This is a genomic window from Porphyromonas canoris (genome assembly GCF_000769115.1).
Taxonomy (GTDB): Bacteria; Bacteroidota; Bacteroidia; order Bacteroidales; family Porphyromonadaceae; genus Porphyromonas_A; species Porphyromonas_A canoris.
Genome location: NZ_JQZV01000014.1, coordinates 1 through 20,345, shown reverse-complemented (window position 1 = coordinate 20,345; position 20,345 = coordinate 1). Strand labels below are relative to the sequence as shown.

At 46.5% G+C, this 20,345-nt stretch carries 12 protein-coding genes and 2 pseudogenes; 2 read left to right on the top strand and 12 right to left on the bottom strand.

Annotation, left to right across the window (positions count from 1 at the left end; all coding sequences use genetic code 11):
• Positions 1 to 25: 25 nt before the first annotated feature.
• The 9 genes and pseudogenes from HQ43_RS09290 to HQ43_RS09265 all read right to left on the bottom strand — a co-directional run.
• Positions 26 to 1,700 (bottom strand): annotated as a pseudogene (locus HQ43_RS09290) (AAA family ATPase); the annotation flags it as partial.
• Between the two features lie 20 nt (positions 1,701 to 1,720).
• A pseudogene (locus tag HQ43_RS10180) lies at positions 1,721 to 2,048 on the bottom strand (bifunctional DNA primase/helicase); the annotation flags it as partial.
• Positions 2,038 to 2,415: a MerR family transcriptional regulator gene (locus HQ43_RS09285; RefSeq protein ID WP_036793013.1), complete on the bottom strand. Its 378-nt coding sequence runs from the start codon at positions 2,413 to 2,415 to the stop codon at positions 2,038 to 2,040. The pseudogene HQ43_RS10180 and the gene HQ43_RS09285, both read right to left, overlap by 11 nt.
• 4 nt (positions 2,416 to 2,419) lie before the next feature.
• On the bottom strand, positions 2,420 to 2,752 hold the full coding sequence (locus tag HQ43_RS09280; RefSeq protein ID WP_036793040.1) for a helix-turn-helix domain-containing protein: 333 nt from the start codon (positions 2,750 to 2,752) through the stop codon (positions 2,420 to 2,422).
• Positions 2,753 to 3,526: 774 nt separating this feature from the next.
• Positions 3,527 to 3,862: a tyrosine-type recombinase/integrase gene (locus HQ43_RS10090; protein WP_235305974.1), complete on the bottom strand. Its 336-nt coding sequence runs from the start codon at positions 3,860 to 3,862 to the stop codon at positions 3,527 to 3,529.
• Positions 3,859 to 4,443 (bottom strand): tyrosine-type recombinase/integrase, encoded by a 585-nt coding sequence (locus HQ43_RS10085; protein ID WP_235305973.1) that lies wholly within the window; start codon positions 4,441 to 4,443, stop codon positions 3,859 to 3,861. Before HQ43_RS10085 ends, HQ43_RS10090 begins: the two co-directional genes overlap by 4 nt.
• Positions 4,444 to 4,509: 66 nt before the next feature.
• Positions 4,510 to 5,127: an HNH endonuclease gene (locus HQ43_RS10080; protein WP_235305972.1), complete on the bottom strand. Its 618-nt coding sequence runs from the start codon at positions 5,125 to 5,127 to the stop codon at positions 4,510 to 4,512.
• Positions 5,076 to 5,681: a DUF262 domain-containing protein gene (locus tag HQ43_RS10075; protein WP_235299988.1), complete on the bottom strand. Its 606-nt coding sequence runs from the start codon at positions 5,679 to 5,681 to the stop codon at positions 5,076 to 5,078. The genes HQ43_RS10080 and HQ43_RS10075 overlap by 52 nt, the downstream gene beginning before the upstream one ends.
• A 148-nt stretch (positions 5,682 to 5,829) precedes the next feature.
• On the bottom strand, positions 5,830 to 6,903 hold the full coding sequence (locus tag HQ43_RS09265; protein WP_052103195.1) for an adenine-specific methyltransferase EcoRI family protein: 1,074 nt from the start codon (positions 6,901 to 6,903) through the stop codon (positions 5,830 to 5,832).
• Positions 6,904 to 7,250: 347 nt separating this feature from the next.
• On the opposite strand from HQ43_RS09265, the gene HQ43_RS09260 reads away from it, so the two are divergent.
• The gene (locus HQ43_RS09260; protein WP_394358436.1) at positions 7,251 to 7,430 is read left to right on the top strand and encodes a DUF3853 family protein; all 180 of its coding nucleotides are present in this window, start codon (positions 7,251 to 7,253) and stop codon (positions 7,428 to 7,430) included.
• 573 nt (positions 7,431 to 8,003) lie between these two features.
• On the opposite strand, the gene HQ43_RS09255 is transcribed toward HQ43_RS09260, so the two are convergent.
• Entirely contained in the window at positions 8,004 to 9,473 is a 1,470-nt protein-coding gene (locus HQ43_RS09255) for a sulfatase family protein (RefSeq protein ID WP_235305975.1), read from the bottom strand.
• Positions 9,474 to 9,509: 36 nt separating this feature from the next.
• Between HQ43_RS09255 and HQ43_RS09250 the strand changes: the two genes are divergently transcribed.
• Complete coding sequence (locus HQ43_RS09250) at positions 9,510 to 10,373, top strand: alpha-N-acetylglucosaminidase TIM-barrel domain-containing protein (protein ID WP_081964628.1); 864 nt, start codon at positions 9,510 to 9,512, stop codon at positions 10,371 to 10,373.
• Positions 10,374 to 10,407: 34 nt separating this feature from the next.
• Here HQ43_RS09250 and HQ43_RS09245 read toward each other — a convergent pair whose 3' ends face one another.
• Both HQ43_RS09245 and HQ43_RS09595 read right to left on the bottom strand, forming a co-directional pair.
• On the bottom strand, positions 10,408 to 10,842 hold the full coding sequence (locus tag HQ43_RS09245) for a hypothetical protein (protein ID WP_152567529.1): 435 nt from the start codon (positions 10,840 to 10,842) through the stop codon (positions 10,408 to 10,410).
• A 203-nt stretch (positions 10,843 to 11,045) separates the two neighbouring features.
• Positions 11,046 to 14,735, bottom strand: coding sequence for a leucine-rich repeat domain-containing protein (locus tag HQ43_RS09595; protein ID WP_152567528.1), 3,690 nt, complete (start codon positions 14,733 to 14,735; stop codon positions 11,046 to 11,048).
• Positions 14,736 to 20,345 lie beyond the last annotated feature (5,610 nt).

Here is a 20,345-nt window from a genome sequence, read left to right as displayed (position 1 = left end):
TTTTGTTACTATGCAAAGGTAGTAAGTTAGTGTCCTGTGTCAAGACACCCTGCTCACGCATATAGGCGATGTACTTCTTAGCCGTGCGGTCTTTGATCTCCATTTCCCGCATCAACACCTCACAGAGTTCTTGATACGAGAGCCTAGTGTTTAGCCCGAAGGCTTCTCGGATAACCGCTACCAACTCTTCGGTCTTGCGTTTATCCTTATCTTCCCTGGATTTCTCTCCTCGATAAACGTGCATATTCAACTCTTTACTCCAGCCCAAAAGCATCATTGGCACATCCAATGGGCTTCTATCTCGTACTCTTAACGCCTTTACTACTGAATATTCGGGATTTTCGTTCCTCTCGATAGACAGAATTCCGGCTGCTTTACGTTGCAATTCTGAACCGATATGTACACGAAGCTTAATCCCATTAGGTACAAAGTGAAGTACACAGATAATGCAGGTGTTATAAATCCCCGCTAAACCGTAGAGTTCATCGATAATAGCAATACTTTCGCTTTCATCATTGGCTGAGCGTATCAGATCGGCAATTCCATCAATTACGACAAGATAAATCCCTGCATGTTTATGATGGAATGGATCCATACTCTCACGGATTAATTTAAGACGGTCTTTACGAGAGAGCGAGGCTAGATACAATGAATGATAAAATTCGGGGACAGTAGCTAAAGAGGCTCGACGTAGGGTCTTGCCTAAATTCTTATGCAGTTGAGCTTCTGATTGCTCTGTGTCATAATGTAACACAGCTAATCTCTTAGGATTGGGAGTAACCTCCAGCCCCGAGTTTTTTTTCAGTTTCTAAACGTTCTACCCCAAGTGTTCCCGATAGAATTGCTGAGATATAATTACTTTTACCAGTGCCCTCTCCTCCTGTAATACAAAAAAGATTGTCTTGAGATCCAAGAGGTACTCCATTAACAGAAACTACAGATTTAGAAACGTCTGGAGGGTTCTCATAATCTATTTCACAGGAACGTAGCATCATTATTGTTTGGCTATATACATCCAAAAACATTTTGGATAGTAGCCCTCGAAACTCATCACGTCCGTTCCCCAAAGCAAAGTAGTCAGATATATCTTTCTCTGTTTTTGTTCCACTAAGCGGAAGACGGAGTTGAAGTACTTTATATTTGGATAGTTGTTCTACTTGACGGTCTGCTTCACGATTCCCCGTCTCATCGTCATCATATAACAGTATGATATGACGAAATCTCAGGCTCAAACCCTCTATCACATTTTCGGGAATTTGAGCCGTCTCACTGTTAAAACAGATGGCATGAAATCCATGGGCAGACAATGCAAGTACATCCTTCTCCCCTCCCGTGATAAAGAGCATATCTCCTTTTCATGGGAGTTGTTCCATACCAAAACAATAAATGTTTGGCATTCGTCCTCCATACAAAAATCTGATTTTTGGACTATGAGGTCGATAGATTTTCACATAGCCATTCCCGATATAGGCAAATATCGGCTCTGTCGGAAAACTATGAAGTTCAAATCTTTTCCCTTCGGACGAGACACTTTCATAACGCTTGAGGCTTCTGACCCGAAAACGTTGAAGCGTATCTTCATAGATACCATAATGTGCCCAAAAGTTTAGCAAGGTATCATCGAAAACTTGTATCTCAAAGTCATAAGGGCGTGTGTTCAAAAGGGAAACTTTTTTACCGTTTTGAGGTTCTGGTGTCATCTTTCCATGAGCAGAAAAAGTATTACTAAGCTTACCATTGTACAGGGAATGCAACCCTAGTCCTTGTATGATGGTATCAATCACTCCTGGGAAATCGCTTTTAAGGTTCAATCCCAGTAAAGTTGCAACAAACCAGAAACAATCCCCCGAATAAGTTGGATCTCCATGGTCGTAAAACTTGTAGGAGTAACTCTTTTTATCATAGTAAATATGACAGGAGGCTCGCTTATCCTCATAAAAAGGGCTACGAAAGTTACGATGCAGATTTATCTCGAAGCCCAGATAATGAGCAAACACATTTAGACCTCCCTGTGTTAGGGCGAGAATCTCGTTTTTATCAATCGTCATTCTTACGGTTTAAGCATGAGTTTCTAATAAGATTGTCTTTGAAGCGATTTAGACGCCCTATCAGGTCTTCATTACGCATCCCCGAGACACGTAATCGATTACTCTTTACAGCAATAAGAATAGACTTAAAAAAATATCTAACATCTCCGCTCTCAGTATATCGGTAGCGTATGAGTTGCTTCTTGCGCCACCGATATAAGGTCGACTCGGAAATCATTAATGTTTCGACAAGATCCTTGGTTGACATCTCCAACTCATCATCAATATCTTGTAATAAATGACTTGTTCTTTCAACATACTGCTCAATTCTATTGAGTTTATCTACCAAGTCCTGAAAGGCTTGACTTTCTATGGCAATCAGATCCATTTGTTCAAATGTTTACTTTACTTGTAATAGAGACATCCGTTCTCAGTTCGCTTATAGCTCGCATAATAGCTTCATAGGATTCATTCGTGAAAACTATGAGATGAACTTCTGCAATGGGGGCTTTGTTCCCTTCATTTGCAAGGAATGCAAACAGGTCTTTGATCTTAATGTTCAAAACTTGAGCATAGTCTGATACTTGCTGTAGTGTTAACTCTGTTTCACCACTCTCCCAACGAGAAATAGTACTACCTGTAACACCCAACTTTCCAGCTACATAGTCCTGTTTGTAGTTCTTTTCTAGTCTTGCTTCTCGAAGAAAATCTACTAACTTTTTCATATCCTTAAAGTTATTCTGACATCTTGGCAAGAACAACTCGCTACATACAAGTTCTTGCACCCAATGCAAATCGTCTTGCATCAGATGCAAATTGATATTAGTAGCGTATGCACCGGGGCATATCCAAAATACCGTATTATATTGTGTGTTGATTGGATTGTAAAGTGGTTATCTGCAACTCTGTTCTAATCCTTTCTCCTTGGGTTTGATGTAAACAGAATACATAAAAGACCTTCACCAAGGATAAAGTTATAGTTTTATCAGGATTAAAATCAGAAATATGAGGTTTTGCCAAGAACTCCAGTGCACGGTGCAAGTCCCCTTATATAGAGGGACTTGCACCGTGCACTGGGCAATGTAGCAATAAAAAATCTAACTGTTTAAGGAACAACGATTTGGAAGTGTGTACGTTTTTCTATAACTTCGCACCCAGAAAAATGATGCTCAAAAAAGGTCATTAGGTTGTCAGAGCGCTAGTCAACCAGCAGTCAAATAACTGCTACAAAAATGCTATAATGTCTTGGTAGATAATTGATATACAACGATTTGAGAGGTGTTTGTTCACAAACCTCTCTCTCCGCAATAAGGGTGTAAATCAGCAAGAGTATGCGGTTTACACCCTTTTTCACATCCAAAAACTTAGAGGTAAAAAATCTCCACCCAAGACTGTAAATCTTGGGTAGAGATTTTGTTTAGTGTTATGCGATATGCACCTGTAAAAGCAACTTACAAGAAATACTGGTAAGTTGTCATTCCTTATGCTGAGATCATTTGTTATTTCAGCTCAAGGAACCGACTCATCTTCTCAATGCAATATTTCTTTTGTTGCAGGTTGGGGTGTACATACAGATTAAGTGTCGTTGATACATTGGAGTGTCCGAGAATAGTACTGACAGTTTTATAGTTGCACAGACTTTCTATGCAGCGTGTTGCAAATGTATGTCTGAGCCCATGAAAAACAATCGGTGGAATCTGTAGGTGCTTGAGTACTCGGGCAAAATAATCTCGATAGGTGCGAGGGTCTATTGCTTTGATAGACGAACCAACAACAAAGGGCGAAACGGATGATTTCTTCACGATACACAAAGCCTCAAACAGATGTCTGCTCATAGGGATCTCTCGAAACGAATGCTTTGTTTTCGGAGTGTAAAAACTTGCTCGATAGCCCCTTTTTCGCAATCGTATACGCGTGCCACTGTTTGCCGTATACGGAGGATTCGATGAGACAAATCTACACAAGACCACTCTAATGCGCGCACCTCCCCGATACGCATACCCGTACAAATCGAGAGCAGTATCCCTATATTCTTGGAGTCTGGCTGCTCAATGAGATAAGTCATAAGCCTGCGTTGATGCTTAACTGACATCACAGGCAACTTACTACCTTTCTCTATTGTTGGGTAGCTTAGTTGCCAATTCTCCGACTCAAATAGTTTCTGTCTTGCTCCATACTTAATAATAGCCCTAAGTACGGCAATGATATCTCGAACGGTTTTCTTGGAGAGGCCTTTATTTATCTTATCAATAATAAAATCTTGGACATCGGCCTCTGCAATCTGAGTCATAGCCCCAAATCGGGGCAACAAATGCGAACGAAGGGTAAGGCGATAGGCGCACATAGTAGAATACTTCACGATGGGCTGCTTCGCCTGACTCCATAGTTGTGCCACTCTTGCAAATGTTGTTTTCATCTTGTACATTTTTTATTGTTGATAGGTTTATATAATCTACCAGATATGTACGAGATGAGAAACTGTTTATTTATTTCCTTTGGATCTGTTGTGCGTCCTGCAGAGCATTTCGCAATTGGCAAGAGTTGTGCTGCCGCCTTTGCTCCATGCTCTCACATGGTCGGCATCCATCTCTGTGAGTTTGTAAATACGTGTTTTATTGGCATTCCCCCCAATGGCACACAGAGGACAATTCGATTTTTCCTCTTTCTCAGCTCGTTCCGTCTGTCGCTTATAGGCCACTTTCTTGTCCTTTTCGTCAAAGATGCGTACATCCAAGAAATGGGTATGCTGCTCTCTGCCCAGTACATATTCATAGATATTGCGAGGACATCTAATAGATTCGTCTTGGCGGAGTGCGATGACGCGTGCAGTGATATGGTCTATACTATAGGGCTTCGTGTGGTATGTTTCGTAGAGGCGTCCCCACTCTATCTCACACATCTCTTTGTCTGTCATCGTGAAGGTAGTAGCAACCCAATCGATTACTGAGCGGAAGTAATGCTCCAACTCTGTAATCTCTACATCGTGCCGGTGCATACTCATATAAGCATCGATAGTTTTATGCAGGCTTGTGCTCACCCATTCGAGGGCTATCCTGAGATAATCTTGTCGCTTGACATTGCCCTTGTATAGTGGCTCCACTTGTGTACCTCAGCATTCTGCGAGTTGCTAAAAACTCGTTTCGCTGCGTTGACAAATGCCCCTGAGTAGATAGCATTGAGTAGCTCCTGTTCGTTGAGCGGTACACCTGTGATATTGATGGTTCTGAACCATTCTTTAACCTCTCGTTCTTCACCCTGACAGACATACACCAAAAGCTTTGAGTTTAATATGAGCTGTTGCTGCTCCGCAGGTAAGCCAGAGAGGTATTGAACATTACCATTGGAATCCTGAATAGCAAACTTCCCCGTAACAAAACGCCCGATAGAGGTAATCCGTTGCTGTCCGTCTAACACCTCATACTGACCCTCGGGCGTAAGATTGAAGTAAATCAAACCCAAGGGGTAGCTACTTAGAATAGACTTAATGACTGCAACATCTTTTTTGCCATCGTTGTAGATGTAGTGCCGTTGATACTCTGGCTGTATCGTAAGCTTGCCGTCTAAGCCGAAAAGACCTTTGCCCTCAAGTTCATTGTAAACAAAGCCTTTGCAAATGTCGGCTACAGTCCATTCGGTATGTAGTTCTGTTTTCATTTATTGTATTTGCATTTATGCTACTTAGTTGAAATCTTAGGGTGTAGTGAAAGCGAAGGTAAAGGGCTTTCTAACGGACTTTGGTATAGCAATAGCGGTATAACACAGCCTCTTATTCAAGCTCAGAGAGTATACAAACGTATTTTTATTAGAGCAAGAACTTAATGAGTATTCGCGCATAGACTTCTTTATTATTGATACTAAATCGTTTACCTGGAATAGGATTGTCCTCTATATATCGGTCTATACCTAAGATTTCAAATTGCTCCGGGCAGTACTTATCAAGAAAAGATATTGGAACACCCATAACGCCTTCATAATCCGAAGGGATTGTATCGGTAAAAGGCACCTCAATAGCATCATAGTTGTCGTATCGATCGTAAGCCTCCTTATTCTTCATTTTCTTGTTGTATCGCAGATTATCCTCTATTGTCATAAGAGCCAAAGGTTGGTGACGACGACCATGCTCAAGGTTGGCATACCAACAAGAATTACCTAATCTTGTATAGTCTCCAATATATCCTAAGCGAGCTGCCTTTTGCTTATCCTTTTCATCAACTTTAGCACCTTTAGGAACTCCAAATACCATATCTTTCCCATTCCCTGTCGCCCCCAGCCAGATTTTATTCTCTTTAATTAGAGGGAATACTTCCTTGTAGGTAATCGCATTCATATTACCAATGACAGCAAACTGTTTACCTCCCTCCATAATCCAAGCTAAGAACTCACGAAAGAACGAAAATGGTGGATTCGTCACAATGATGTCGGCTTCATCTCGCAGAGCTGTTACTTCTGTACTACGGAAATCCCCTGTACCCTCGAGATACTCCCATTCCAAGTCATCTATATCAATCTTACCGTTATGATTAGTGTCATGAGTGAGGGTGAAAATTTTCCCACAAATAGCCGACTTCTCCGCATTGTATCGAGGATCTTCTGTCTCGAATAGGGAGGGTTGCCAATCAGATTTATAGTTCTTGCTCTCTTGTGCTAAGCTCGTACTAATCAGTTTCTTTAGTCCCAATTCGTCAAACTTAGCCACGAAGAAACGTGTGAAGTTGCTCCATTCGGGATCATCACAGGGGAGCAATACCGTCCTGCCTCGGAATACTTCCGCACTATATTCTATGTAGGCATTCATTTCAGCCTCTATATCGTGATACTGCGTATAGAATTCATCATTCTTAGCAGCTTTAGCCTCTTTGAGGTTTTTGTTTGCCATATACTTTATTTGAATAACAAAACTTATTTTACAAGGATATGAATAACCGAGCAGAGGAGCGAGGGGATTTCCCTATTTAACACTGAAAAAACCAAAGTAGGGCTAGGGGGGGCGATATAGAGCGAGAGGCTCGGGGTAGTGATACTCTGCGAGCCTCTTTTCGTGTGAAAATGAGTGTTGTGGGTGAGGCTATGAGAGATTTTGACTTTCCACTTTTTCCTTGCATTTACCGAGAATCACTTACCCTTTCACAAACAGTAAATTAGCCCATACTTTTGCAGTGTCAGAGCTGACTGATATCCCGATGCGCAAGGGCAAAAGTATTCACAACTTAACTGCAATGAAGTATGATTTTAGAAGAACTTTTGGACAAGCCCGTATGGCAGATGACAGGCGAGGAATTGCTCTTCCTTGCTCGCCACGGCTCACAGCCCAGCAATACGAATACGGAGGCAAAACCTTCCAAAGAACAAAACACCATGTGTATGATCATGATCTCTCTGGCATCGCTCATTTTTCAGCTGTAATTCCTATCACTATCCACATCAAGCAAGGTAGATGATTATCTTTAGGTGCAGATCTTGCGCTTAAATAGCTAATTGCAAAACGGAAGGTTAGTTCATTTGTTCCATGCAAGGAAGATAATTTTGTCCCAAGTATTTTTGAGTTCGGCTTTTAGGTGTCGTAAGTATCATTTTGACAATTCACGACTCATGCGATATACTCCCTTTTTATGCACAAAAATAAGATCACGGCTCTCTTTGTCTAAGATATACGTACCTCTGCTTGTATCTGTCGAGACGCAGATAGTCCTTTTCGGATGGGTTTGGCAGTCTTCTAATATCCATTATCTCAACAAACCTTTTTGGACAGATCAAATAACAGCATCAGAACCTTTGGAGAAGTAGTACATTTCTACTCCGATGTCCGAATTTTCAATACGATCCTCTGCTTGATATTTAGGGGTAAAATTGCCCCATCAATAAGCAATATGTCTAATTCCGGAAGTTAATTTTTCATTTACTTCTAAACAAAAAAAGGGGAAGAGACTCGCCATGATCGGTGAGCCTCTTCTCCTTTTTTCCAAACAGCCGGAGGCTTTAGGGATTGCGTTCTTTCTGAAGGATTGCTTGCATCCGACGGACGATGTCGGGGTGCTTGTCGGCAACGTTGTGTCGTTCTTCCGGATCGGATGGGAGGTGATAGAGCTGCGGACGGGGGAGGTAACCGGTCTCGATCTTCGGTCCCCACGTGATCATGGGTGCTCCGTTGGACAGCTCTATGTATTTCCACTCCGGTGTGCGGACGGATAGGGTCTTGTTGGCAGCCTGCCCGATCACATGAGAGCGGTGCGGAGCATCGTGCCGACCAAGCCATGCGGAGAGCGCCGGGCGACTATCGGAAGCGGCACCGGACGAGAGCGTGATGTCGAGGAGGTGGGCAAAGCTCGCCAGCCAGTCCGCCTGACTCACGACACGGTCGGAGGTGCCTTTGCCCTGCTGCCCTCTGCGCCAGGAGAGAATCGCCGGGACGCGAGTGCCGCCCTCGAATGCACTGTACTTGAATCCGCGCAGACCTCCCGACGGGCGGTGTTCTCCAAGAAGTTCTTCGGCTCTGTCCTCGTAGCCGTCATCGACGACAGCCCCATTGTCGCTGGAGATGAGGATGATGGTGTTGTCTCTGATGCCGAGCTCGTCAAGGGTGCGAAGGAGTTCGCCCACAGCCCAGTCGAACTGTACGATGGCGTCTCCCCTCAGTCCCATGCTGCTCTTTCCCCGGAAGCGAGGATGTGGAAAGCGGGGGACGTGGACATCGTTCGTGGCATAGTACATGAAGAAGGGTTGGTCCTTGTGTTCGCGGATGAACTGCACGGCTTTCGCAGTGATGCTGTCCGCGATGTTCTCATCTTTCCACAACGCACGACCTCCTCCCCGACTGTAACCGATGCGGCCAATGCCGTTCACGATCGCCATGTCGTGCCCGTGAGAAGAGCGCAGCTGAAGGAGCTCCGGATGTGTCCGTCCCAGAGGTTCTCCCGCGAATGGTCGCAGGTAGCTCACTTCGATGGGAGCAGACGGATCGTAGTTGGCAACGGTATCTTGTTCGATGAAGACGCAAGGAGTGCGGTCTGCAGTGGCAGCCATGATGTAGTGGTAGTCGAATCCCAAGTCTTTCAGTCCCATCGTAAGAGGCTTGTTCCAGTCCTGCTTGCCTGTCTCCGGCCCAAGACCAAGGTGCCACTTCCCGATGGCTGCCGTGGCATAGCCCGCCTGCTTGAAAAGATCGGAGAGGGTAAACTGCTCCGGCTTGATGATCATTCCTGCATCACCCGCCGCAACATCCGTCCCGGGCTTCCGCCACGCATACTCTCCCGTGAGCATACCATATCGGCTCGGCGTACTCGTCGCAGCCATGGCATAGGCGTTGGTGAACCGGACTCCTTCCTCTGCCAGCTTGTCGATATTGGGCGTCTCCACGCCTTTAGCTCCATAACAGCCCAGGTCTCCGTAGCCAAGGTCATCGGCATATATGATCAGCACATTGGGACGATCTTTGCTCTGTCCCCACATCGCTAAGGGAAAGCTTAGAAAAAGCGAACCAACGAGATATTTCTTGTTCATAAGTCTTTCGTTTTTATCTTCTTCGCAAAAATAAACTTTATTCTCTATAAGGAGGAGATTAAAGACTTCATTGCGCATCCTGTGTTTGGTGTCTGGTGGCTGATGGGCAACTTGGAGGGCTGGGGAGGTCCCGTAAGCGATACTCTGATAGAGCAGCAGAAGGAGTTGCAACAGAAGATTCTCGAACGGATGAGAGAGTTGGGTATCGAGCCGGTCATGCAAGGCTTCTATGGCATGGTGCCTACGACGCTCAAGGATAAACTCTCTGCCGGCATCATCCCTCAAGGCAGATGGGCAGGAGGATTTCAACGCCCCGACTTTTTACTTCCCACGGATCCGAACTTCAAAAGAGTGGCGCAGATCTATTACCAGGAGATGAAGCGGCTGTATGGTGATGATCTCAGACACTTTGGAGGAGATCCATTCCATGAGGGAGGGAATAGCTCCGGAGTAGATGTTGCCCTTGCTTCGTCCGCCATCCAAAAGGAGATGATGCAAGCCTTTCCGCAGAGCTGTTGGGTGCTGCAAGGGTGGGGAGAGAATCCCGGCACAAAGCTCTTGCAGGGTCTTGACAAACGGCATGCGCTTGTGGTCGAGCTGTTCGGGGAAAACACCGACAATTGGGAGAAAAGAAAGGGCTACGAAGACACTCCGTTTCTCTGGTGCAATGTCAGCAACTTTGGGGAGAAGAATGGTCTGTATGGCAAACTGCAAGGCATCCGAACCGAAGCACCGGATTACTTCGAGATAGAAAAAAGATGGATCGACGCCCCGACAATCCCCTCCACTCCCCGTATATCTTCCGATAGATACCGGGAAATCTTGGAGCAGCTATCCATTGGGAATTAAGCCGGATTAAAGTCCATCTTCTCCTCCTCCATCCTCAGCTTTTTCTCTCCTTATTTTCATCTCTCCTAAGGGTTATCTGCAACTCCTTTCGTAAGGGGGCGAATTTCTTTCCGCAAGGAAATATTTCCCCTTTGGCCACGTAATATTTCCCCCTTGGCCACAAAAAATTCCCCCCTTGCCCACAAAAATTTTTCCTCTTAGCCACAAAAAATTTCCCCCTTAGCCACAAAAAATTTCCCCCTTGGCCACAAAAAAATTTTCCTCTTAGCCACAAAAAATTTCCCCCTTGGCCACAAAAATTTTTCCCCTTGGCCACAAAAAATTTCCCCCTTGGCCACAAAAAATTTACCCCTTGGCCACAAAAATTTTTCCCCTTGGCCACGCAATTTTTTTCCTTGGCCACAAAAATATTTTTTCTTGGCCACAAAAAATTATTTTCTTGGCCAAGAAAATAATTTTTCTTGGCCAAGAAATTTTGACGCTTTCCGCAAAGAATTCTTTCCGCCTCCGAAAACACTTATTATGAAGCACTTACAGCCCCGGAGAAAGTGTCCCGCTCCGCTTGCTCTTCTACCCTGCTGTTCCTCTTCCGTTTCGACATAAAAAAGCAGCGCCGGCACTTATCATCGTACCGGCACTGCCTGCGTCTGTCTGTTTCCTCAGGAGCAGAGATTATGGAACGGGGTCAAGAGATACCGTCCAGCCCTTGTCCGTGGCTATCTTCTTGTCGCACTCATCCGTGCCCGGATTGCCGTGGATGTAGATGGTCTTCTTGCCTCCCGCCACCCCGGTTACATCGGGAAGTATGGTGAATATCTCGTTCAGTGTCTCGGCACTCAGCTTACAGTTGCGGCAATACAACATATTCTTTATGCTGCCGGAGATCTTCAAAGAGCTCAGATCCTTGTTGTTGTCGCAGCCGAAGACGGTCAGATTCTTGTTGTTGCTCAAATCCAGGGAGGTGAGGTTGTTTACGTAGCAGTCCAGATGTTCCAAAGCCGTGTTCTTGCTCACATCCAGCGCGACGAGCTGATTCTTGAAGCAGTTCAACACCTTCAACAAGATGTTCTTGCTCACATCCAGGGTGGTGAGCTTGTTCTTGTCGCAGTAAAGCACCATCAAATCCGTGTTCTTGCTCACATCCAAGGCGGAGAGCTTATTGTTCTCGCACTTCAAGCTTTCCAAAGCCGGATTGCCGCTCACATCCAAGTCGGAAAGCTCATTGTGGTTGCAACGGAGCCCTTTCAATGCCGGATTCTTACTCATGTCCAGTGTAGTGAGGAGGTTATCGAAGCAGTTCAGGTATTCCAAAAGGGTGTTCTTGCTCAGATCCAATGTTTCTATCCGGTTGCCGTCGCAGTACAACACCTTCAATGCCGTGTTGTCGCTCACATCCAAGTCCGTGAGCTTATTATTGTAGCAGCCCAACCATGCCAAAGCCGGGTTGTCGCTCACATCCAAGCCGAAGAGCTCTTGATTATGGCAGTCGAGCTTGGTTACCTTTCCATATATGGTGAAGACCTCGCTACCGCGAGTGTACTCCTGGTAACTGCCAAATGTGGTTACTGCCTCGCCTGCGTCTTTAACATCGTTATCATTCAGGTCTATCCAGACATCCGGACGATCCGGCGCATCCGCATCCAACAGAAGTGTGATCTTGGCGCCGACCGGTTTCTCTGTCGTCAGAACCATCTCCCAAGGAGAAGGAAGCCCCGCGACATCCACTTTCCATCCCTTATATGTTGCAATATCGGGATGACAAGCAGCCGCTCCGGGATTGCCTGCAATAAGGATCTTCTGGTTGTCGGTGAGTCCTCTCACATCGGGAAGTGTCCGGAAGATCTCGTCCAATACGCTTTCACTCAGCTTACAATTGGAAAGAACCAAGCCATAGTTTAGGGTGCCGGGAACTTCCAGATGTGTCAACTCTTTGTTATCACGGCTCTCCAGATAGGTCAGATTCTTATTGTTGCTCAAGTCTAAACGGGAGATCTTATTGTTACCGCAATACAGATACTTCAAAGCAACGTTCTCGCTCACATCCAGTTCATCGAGAAGATTCTTATAGCAAGAGAGCCGGACGAGAGCCGGGTTCTTACTTACATCCAATGTGGAGAGTTTATTCTCCCTACAGTTCAAGTCTTTCAAAGCAATGTTCTTACTCGCATCCAGTGCCGTGAGGCCATTTTTCTCGCACCGCAGCGTGGTTACCTTTCCATATATGGTAATGGTCTTGGCTCCAAGCGTGTACTCTTGGCTTTTGCCAAACTTGGTTACGCTCTCACCCGCATCTTTTTTCTTGTTGTTGTTCAGGTCTATCCAGACTTCCGGGCGGTCCGCGTCATCTGCATCTATGCTAAGATTGATCTTTTCTCCGACCGCTTTCTCTGTCGTCAGCACCATGCTATTGATAAGAGGAAGCCCCACGACATCCACTTTCCATCCTTTTTGGGTGGCTATTTCGGGATGACAGGCGTCCGCTCCGGGATTTCCTGCAACAAAGACCTTCTTATCGCCAATGCTTTGCCCTGTTACATCGGGAAGAGTTTTGAATATTTCGTCCAGTGTCTCTGCGTCCAGCTTACAATTGAGGCTGAACAGTGCATTATTTATACTGTTGGGAATCTTCAGAGAGCTCAACTCTTTGTTGTCCCTGCAATCCAAATAAGTCATCTTCTTATTACCACTCACATCTAAAGAAGGGAGGAAATTTTCGCTGCAAGACAAGACAATCAATGCTGGGTTCTTACTCACATCCAACGAAGTGAGGCTGTTGCCGTTGCAATACAACTCTTGCAAGTCTGCGTTACTGCTCACATCTAAAGATTTCAGCCCGATCTTGTTACATAAAAGTTCGGACAAAGCCGTGTTTTTACTCACATCCAACGAATTGAGAGGATTAGAGTGGCAGACCAGCTTGGTCAGCCGTATATTTTCACTCACGTCCAAAGAGCTGATCGAAGAGCCAGAGCAGTCCAAATAAGTCAGCTTTGTGTTTTTGCTGACATCCAAAGCAGTAAGTTCATCTATATCGCAGCATTCCAGCTTTTCCAGTTCCGTGTTCTTACTCACATCCAACGAAGCGAGAGGATTCTCGAAACAGAGCAATTCTTTCAAAGCCGGACTTTTACTAAGATCTAACGTTTTGATTCCTGCCGCGGAGCAGTTAAAAACAGTTATCTTTCCGTACACGGTAATGGTCTGAGAGCCGAGCGTGTATACTTGTTTTTCGTCAAACGTGGTTACACTCTCTCCTGCATCTTTGGTATTGTTGTTGTTCAGGTCTATCCAGACATCCGGACGGTCTGCGTCATCTGCATCTACCAAAAGCCAAATCTTCCCGCCAACTGCCCTCTCCGTGGTCAAAGAGATCGAAGGCAGATCCTCTTCCACGCCATCGCCCAGGATTCTCAGGCTGTTCTCTTTCCACTCCGCCTGCACACGATAAGCCTTGCCGGCAGTCATCGAGAACGCTTTGGCTCTCTTTTTGTTGGCCGAGAGTTTGGTGCCATGCTCCGTCTGCATGGATATGCCGAACTCCGGAATGTTCTTTCCCGTAGGGCGATGCCAAACGGCAAACGTGTGAGTCGCTCCCGGTGCAATGCCGATGCCGGATCCCGCTGCTTCCAAAGGGTTCGGCTTGTCTCCGTCTGCTGACACCACCTCGTCAGTCATCGGTTTGTAGAGATAGTGCTTCCCGTTGCCGGGCAGATAGCGCCACTCGCCCGCTCCCGGATCGGTGCCGTAGAGATGACAGTTGAACACTTTCAGCTCCGCATCCGAGCTGTTCTTAAGATCGACATACTCCACACTTCCGAGATGTGCGAACGGAAGAAGCATTTCGCCCGAAGCCGCCATATCTTCGGGCTCCACTTTGAGCTTGGAAAGGACGGGAACGGCAATATCCGACAGACGATCGCCTCGCAAGGGCAGAATGTCCAAAAAAATCTCTTTGTTACGAATACTCACTCCCTCTCCCGGCACTCCGCAGAATGCGTGAATGGTGTACTCTTCCGCCGTGTCTATGATCTCGGGCACTTCGATGTCCAGCTTCGCACTTTTGCCTTCCTGACCGATGCTGCCTACGACCACCTCCACCGGTTCCGTAAGCCGTGCTCCTTGCTCGAAGACGAACGTTACTTTATCTCCCGACTCCCAGCGGGCCGAAAGGATGTTCTTGACAGCATCATTTTCCAATGCCACTCGTGTTGAAATGCCGTCCTGAGGCATGGATGCCGTAAAGGTAAGCTGCCGCTCTTTCTGTCCCGGCAATAGTGATTCGCGTTCGTTTTGACAGCCTGCCAACAGAAGGGCAGACAGCAGAAAAAACGATAGTAAAAATTTAATAGAGATACGTTCCATCTGATTTTTTGTTTTTATTAGTTTCTCATTCGGTACTTACAACGCATAAAGTCTCAAGGATCGCCACCCGCGGCAGGTTATATGTTCGGGCGTGGCTTCTCCCGTATATCGTGGTGTCCTAAAGGTACAAAGATTCAAAAACAGAACCAAAACTTTAGTCATAAATACCGACACGAACCAACTTTTCTCCCCCAAAAGCACCTCTTCTCAGCCAAAAAACTCAAAAAAACAAGCCAAAAAGTTTTTCCAAAAACGGGAAAAAGTTTCGGAGAGAGAGGAGATCGTTCATTTCCCGTCATCATGAAAATTCATTTCCGCACGCAGACAAAAATATGTCCGCAAGCATAAAAAATACCTCCCATTCGTATAAAAATATATTTTCCTGCCTATGAAAATATATTTTTATGCCCGGATCGCCACAACTCTTATGCTAAAGAAAATACTTTTTCTGCGCACGCNCCTGCCTATGAAAATATATTTTTATGCCCGGATCGCCACAACTCTTATGCTAAAGAAAATACTTTTTCTGCGCACGCAGATATTTTTTCGTCCGCATGAAAATTTTTTTTCTTGGCCACAAAAATTTTTTTTCTATGCCCACGAAAATTTTTTTCTATGCCCATGAAAATTTTTTTCTATGCCCATGAAAATTTTTTTTCTTGGCCACAAAAATTTATTTTCTTACCTACGGAAATATTTTTTCTTACCTACGAAAATATTTTTTCTTACCTACGGAAATTTATTTTCTTACCTACGAAAATATTTTTTCTTACCTACGAAAATATTTTTTCTTACCNAAAAAAGCAGTGCCGGCACTTATCGCACCGGCACTGCCCGAATTTGTCTACAATATTTTACGCCCCGCCACTTCGGGGTGAGGGAAATTCCCCTCAATCATAATCAATATTAACCGTCCACCCTTTGTCTTCGGCTATCTTCTTGTTGCACGCATCCGTACCCGGATTGTCTACTATCCAGATCTTCTTCTCGCCTTCGGTCTGCCCTTTTACATCGGGAAGCGTGCGGAATATCTCGTTCAGTGTCTCCGCACTCAGCTTACAGTAGCGGACCCACAACTTATCATTTATGCTGCTTGAGATCTTCAAGGAGCTTAGACTCCGGTTACCCTCACAGGAGAATCGTCTCAAAGCGGTGTTCTTGCTCACATCCAGCGAGGTGAGCCTGTTAGAGTAGCACTCCAACTGTTCCAACTTGGTGTTCTTGCTCACATCCAGCGAGGTGAACTTGTTATGGGAGCAGGACAACTCTTTCAAAGCCGTGTTCTTGCTCACATCCAGCGAGGTGAGGGGGTTAGAGTGGCAGTCCAAATAAGTCAAGGCAGTGTTCTTGCTCACATCCAGCGAGGTGAGAGAGTTCCTGTAACAGTACAACCCTGTCAAAGCCTTGTTCTTGCTCACATCCAGCGAGGTGAGGGAGTTCTTGGAGCACTCCAAATAAGTCAAGGCAGTGTTCTTGCTCACATCCAGCGAGGTGAGGGAGTTAGAGGCGCAGTCCAACGTTTTCAAAGCCGTGTTCTTGCTCACATCCAGCGAGGTGAGACTGTTAAAGTAGCAGCCCAACGATCTCAAAGCGGTGTTCTTGCTCACATCCAGCGAGGTGAGAGAGGCAGAGCTGCAGGTCAACACGGTTACCTTTCCATACACCGTAATGGTCTGAGAGCCGAGCTTGTACTCTTGATAGGAGTTAAATTTGGTTACGCTCTCGCCTGCATCTTTGACCTTGTTGTTGTTCAGGTCTATCCAGATGTCCGGACGGTCTGCCGGCTCGGCGTTGATCCAAAGCATTATCTTCTCGCCGACGGCTTTCTTTGTCGTCATCGTCATGCTGTTGCCGGCAGGCGGAGGAGTATCTTCTACATCCAATTCCCAGCCTTTGTCTGTGGCTATCTTCTTGTTGCACGCCGCCGTGCCCGGATTACCTTTGATAGCGGCTATCTTTCTCTCGCCTTCGGTCAGCCCTTTTACATCGGGAAGTGTTCGGAATATCTCGTTCAGCGTCTCCGCACTCAGCTTGCAGTGGTTGATCCACAACTCATCATTTATGCTGCTCGAGATCTTCAGGGAGCTTAGATTCGGGTTCTTCGAGCAAAAGAATTGTGTCAAAGCAGTGTTCTTGCTCACATCCAGCGAGGTGAGGGAGTTAGAGCCGCAGGACAACACTTTCAAAGCTATATTCTTGCTCACATCCAGCGAGGTGAGGGAGTTAGAGGCGCAGCCCAACACTACCAAAGCGGTGTTCTTGCTCACATCCAGCGAGGTGAGAGAGTTATCGGTGCAGAACATCCGTACCAAAGCCTTGTTCTTGCTCACATCCAGCGAGGTGAGAGAGTTCTCTTCGCAGTCGAACCCGGTTACCTTTCCATACACCGTAACGGTCTGTGCACCGAGTGTGTACTCTTGATAGGAGCCAAATACGGTTACGCTCTCGCCTGCATCTTTGACCTTGTTGTTGTTCAGGTCTATCCAGACATTCGGACGGTCTGCCGGGTTGGCATAGATCCAAAGCTTTATCTTCTCGCCGACGGCTTTCGTTGTCGTCATCGTCATGCTGTTGCCGGCAGGCGGAGGAGGAGTATCTTCGACATCCAATTTCCAGCCTTTGTCCTTGGCTATCTTCTTGTTGCACGCTGCCGTACCCGGATTACCTGCGATATAGATCTCCTTCCAACCGGTGCTCTGCCCTTTCACATCGGGAAGCGTGCGGAATATCTCGTTCAGTGTCTCCGCGCTCAGCTTACAGCGGTTGACCCACAACCTATCATTTATGCTGCTCGAGATCTTCAAGGAGCTAAGATTCAGGTTATTTTCGCAGGAGAATATTGTCAAAGCAGTGTTCTTGCTCACATCCAGCGAGGTGAGCTTGTTAGAGTCGCAAATCAACACTGTCAAAGCCTTGTTCTTGCTCACATCCAGCGAGGTGAGGGAGTTAGAGGAGCAGTCCAACTCTGTTAAAGCGGTGTTCTTGCTCACATCCAGAGAGGTGAGGGAGTTAGAGGAGCAGTACAACTCTTTCAAAGCGGTGTTCTTGCTCACATCCAGCGAGGTGAGGGAGTTAGAGTAGCAGTGCAACTCTGTCAAAGCCGTGTTCTTGCTCACATCCAGCGAGGTGAGGGAGTTATTTTTGCAGTGCAACACTCTCAAAGCCGTGTTCTTGCTCACATTCAGCGAGGTGAGGGAGTTATAGGAGCAGCCCAACTCTGTCAAAGCCGTGTTCTTGCTCACATCCAGAGAGGTGAGGAAGTTAGCGATGCAGGACAACCCGGTTACCTTTCCGTACACCGTAACGGTCTGTGCACCGAGTGTGTACTTTTGGTCGGTGTCAAATACGGTTACGCTCTCGCCTGCATCTTTGACCTTGTTGTTGTTCAGGTCTATCCAGACATTCGGACGGTCTGCCGGTTCGGCATAGATCCAAAGCTCTATCTTCTCGCCGACGGCTCTCGTTGTCGTCATCGTCATTTGGTTAGGAACAGACGGAGGCGTATCATCCACATCCAATCTCCAGCCTTTGTCTTCGGCTATCTTCTTGTTGCACGCTGCCGTGCCCGGATTACCTTTGATATATAGCTCTTTCTTCCCTTCGGTCTGCTCTTTTACATCGGGAAGCGTGGTGAATATCTCGTTCAGTGTCTCCGCGCTCAGCTTGCAGTCGTTGCAGTCCAAATAGTTGTTTATACTGTTACTGATCTTCACGGAGCTTAGGTTTTTATTCTTCTCGCAGTCCAGAGATGTCAGAGCCTTGTTCTTGCTCACATCCAGCGAGGTGAGACTGTTAGAGTAGCAGACCAANACGGAGCTTAGGTTTTTATTCTTCTCGCAGTCCAGAGATGTCAGAGCCTTGTTCTTGCTCACATCCAGCGAGGTGAGACTGTTAGAGTAGCAGACCAATCCTGTCAAAGCCGTGTTCTTGCTCACATCCAGGGAGGTTATCTTCTGACCATAGCAGTTCAAGTAGCTTACCTTTCCATACACCGTAACGGTCTGTGCAGCGAGTGTGTANCAGGGAGGTTATCTTCTGACCATAGCAGTTCAAGTAGCTTACCTTTCCATACACCGTAACGGTCTGTGCAGCGAGTGTGTACCCTTTATTGATGCCAAATTCGGTTACGCTCTCGCCTGCATCTTTGACCTTGTTGTTGTTCAGGTCTATCCAGATGTCCGGACGGTCTGCCGGTTCGGCATTCATGCGCAACTCTATCTTTTCGCCTACCTTTTTCTCTGTCGTCATCGTCATGCTGTTGCCGGCAGGCGGAGTATCTTCGACATCCNGGTTCGGCATTCATGCGCAACTCTATCTTTTCGCCTACCTTTTTCTCTGTCGTCATCGTCATGCTGTTGCCGGCAGGCGGAGTATCTTCGACATCCAATTTCCAGCCTTTGTCTGTTGCGATCTTCTTGTTGCACGCTGCCGTACCCGGATTGCCTGAGATATAGAGCTCTTTATCTCCGGTGCTCTGCCCTTTCACATCAGGAAGCGTGGTAAATATCTCGTTTAGTGTCTTCGCGCTCAGCTTGCAGTCGTTGACCCACAACGCATCATTTATGCTGCTCGAGATTTTCAAGGAGCTTAGATTCGGGTTATTATAGCAGGCGAATATTGTCAAAGCTGTGTTCTTGCTCACATCCAGCGAGGTGAGGGAGTTATGGGTGCAGGACAACGTTGTCAAAGCCTTGTTCTTGCTCACATCCAGCGAGGTGAGGGAGTTAGAGGAGCAGGACAACTGTTCCAAAGCTGTGTTCTTGCTCACATCCAGGGAGGNTTGTCAAAGCCTTGTTCTTGCTCACATCCAGCGAGGTGAGGGAGTTAGAGGAGCAGGACAACTGTTCCAAAGCTGTGTTCTTGCTCACATCCAGGGAGGTGAGGGAGTTAGAGTCGCACTCCAACTCTTTCAAAGCGGTGTTCTTGCTCACATCCAGTGAGGTAAGTCTGTTAGCGTAACAAGTCAATGCTGTCAAAGCGGNGGAGTTAGAGTCGCACTCCAACTCTTTCAAAGCGGTGTTCTTGCTCACATCCAGTGAGGTAAGTCTGTTAGCGTAACAAGTCAATGCTGTCAAAGCGGGGTTTTTGATCACATCCAAGGAAGTGAGATACTGAAACGAGCAGACCAAGGCAGTTACCTTTCCATACACCGTAACGGTCTGTGCAGCGAGTGTGTACTTTTGGTCGGAGCCAAATACGGTTACGCTCTCGCCTGCATCTTTGACCTTGTTGTTGTTCAGGTCTATCCAGACATCCGCTTGGTCTTCCGGCTCGGCATTGATCTCAAGCTCTATCTTCTCGCCTACCTTTTTCTCTGTCGTCAAGGTGATGGAAGGAAGATCCTCTTCCACGTCATCGCCCAAGATCGTCAGGCGGTTATCTTTCCACTCNTTTCTCTGTCGTCAAGGTGATGGAAGGAAGATCCTCTTCCACGTCATCGCCCAAGATCGTCAGGCGGTTATCTTTCCACTCTGCCCGTACACGATACGCCTTGCCCGGAGTCATGGAGAATGCTTTGGCTATCTTCTTGTTCTTGGAGAGCTGAGTCCCGTTGTCTGTCTGCACCGATATGCCGAACTCCGGAATGCTGTTGCCTGTCGGACGATGCCA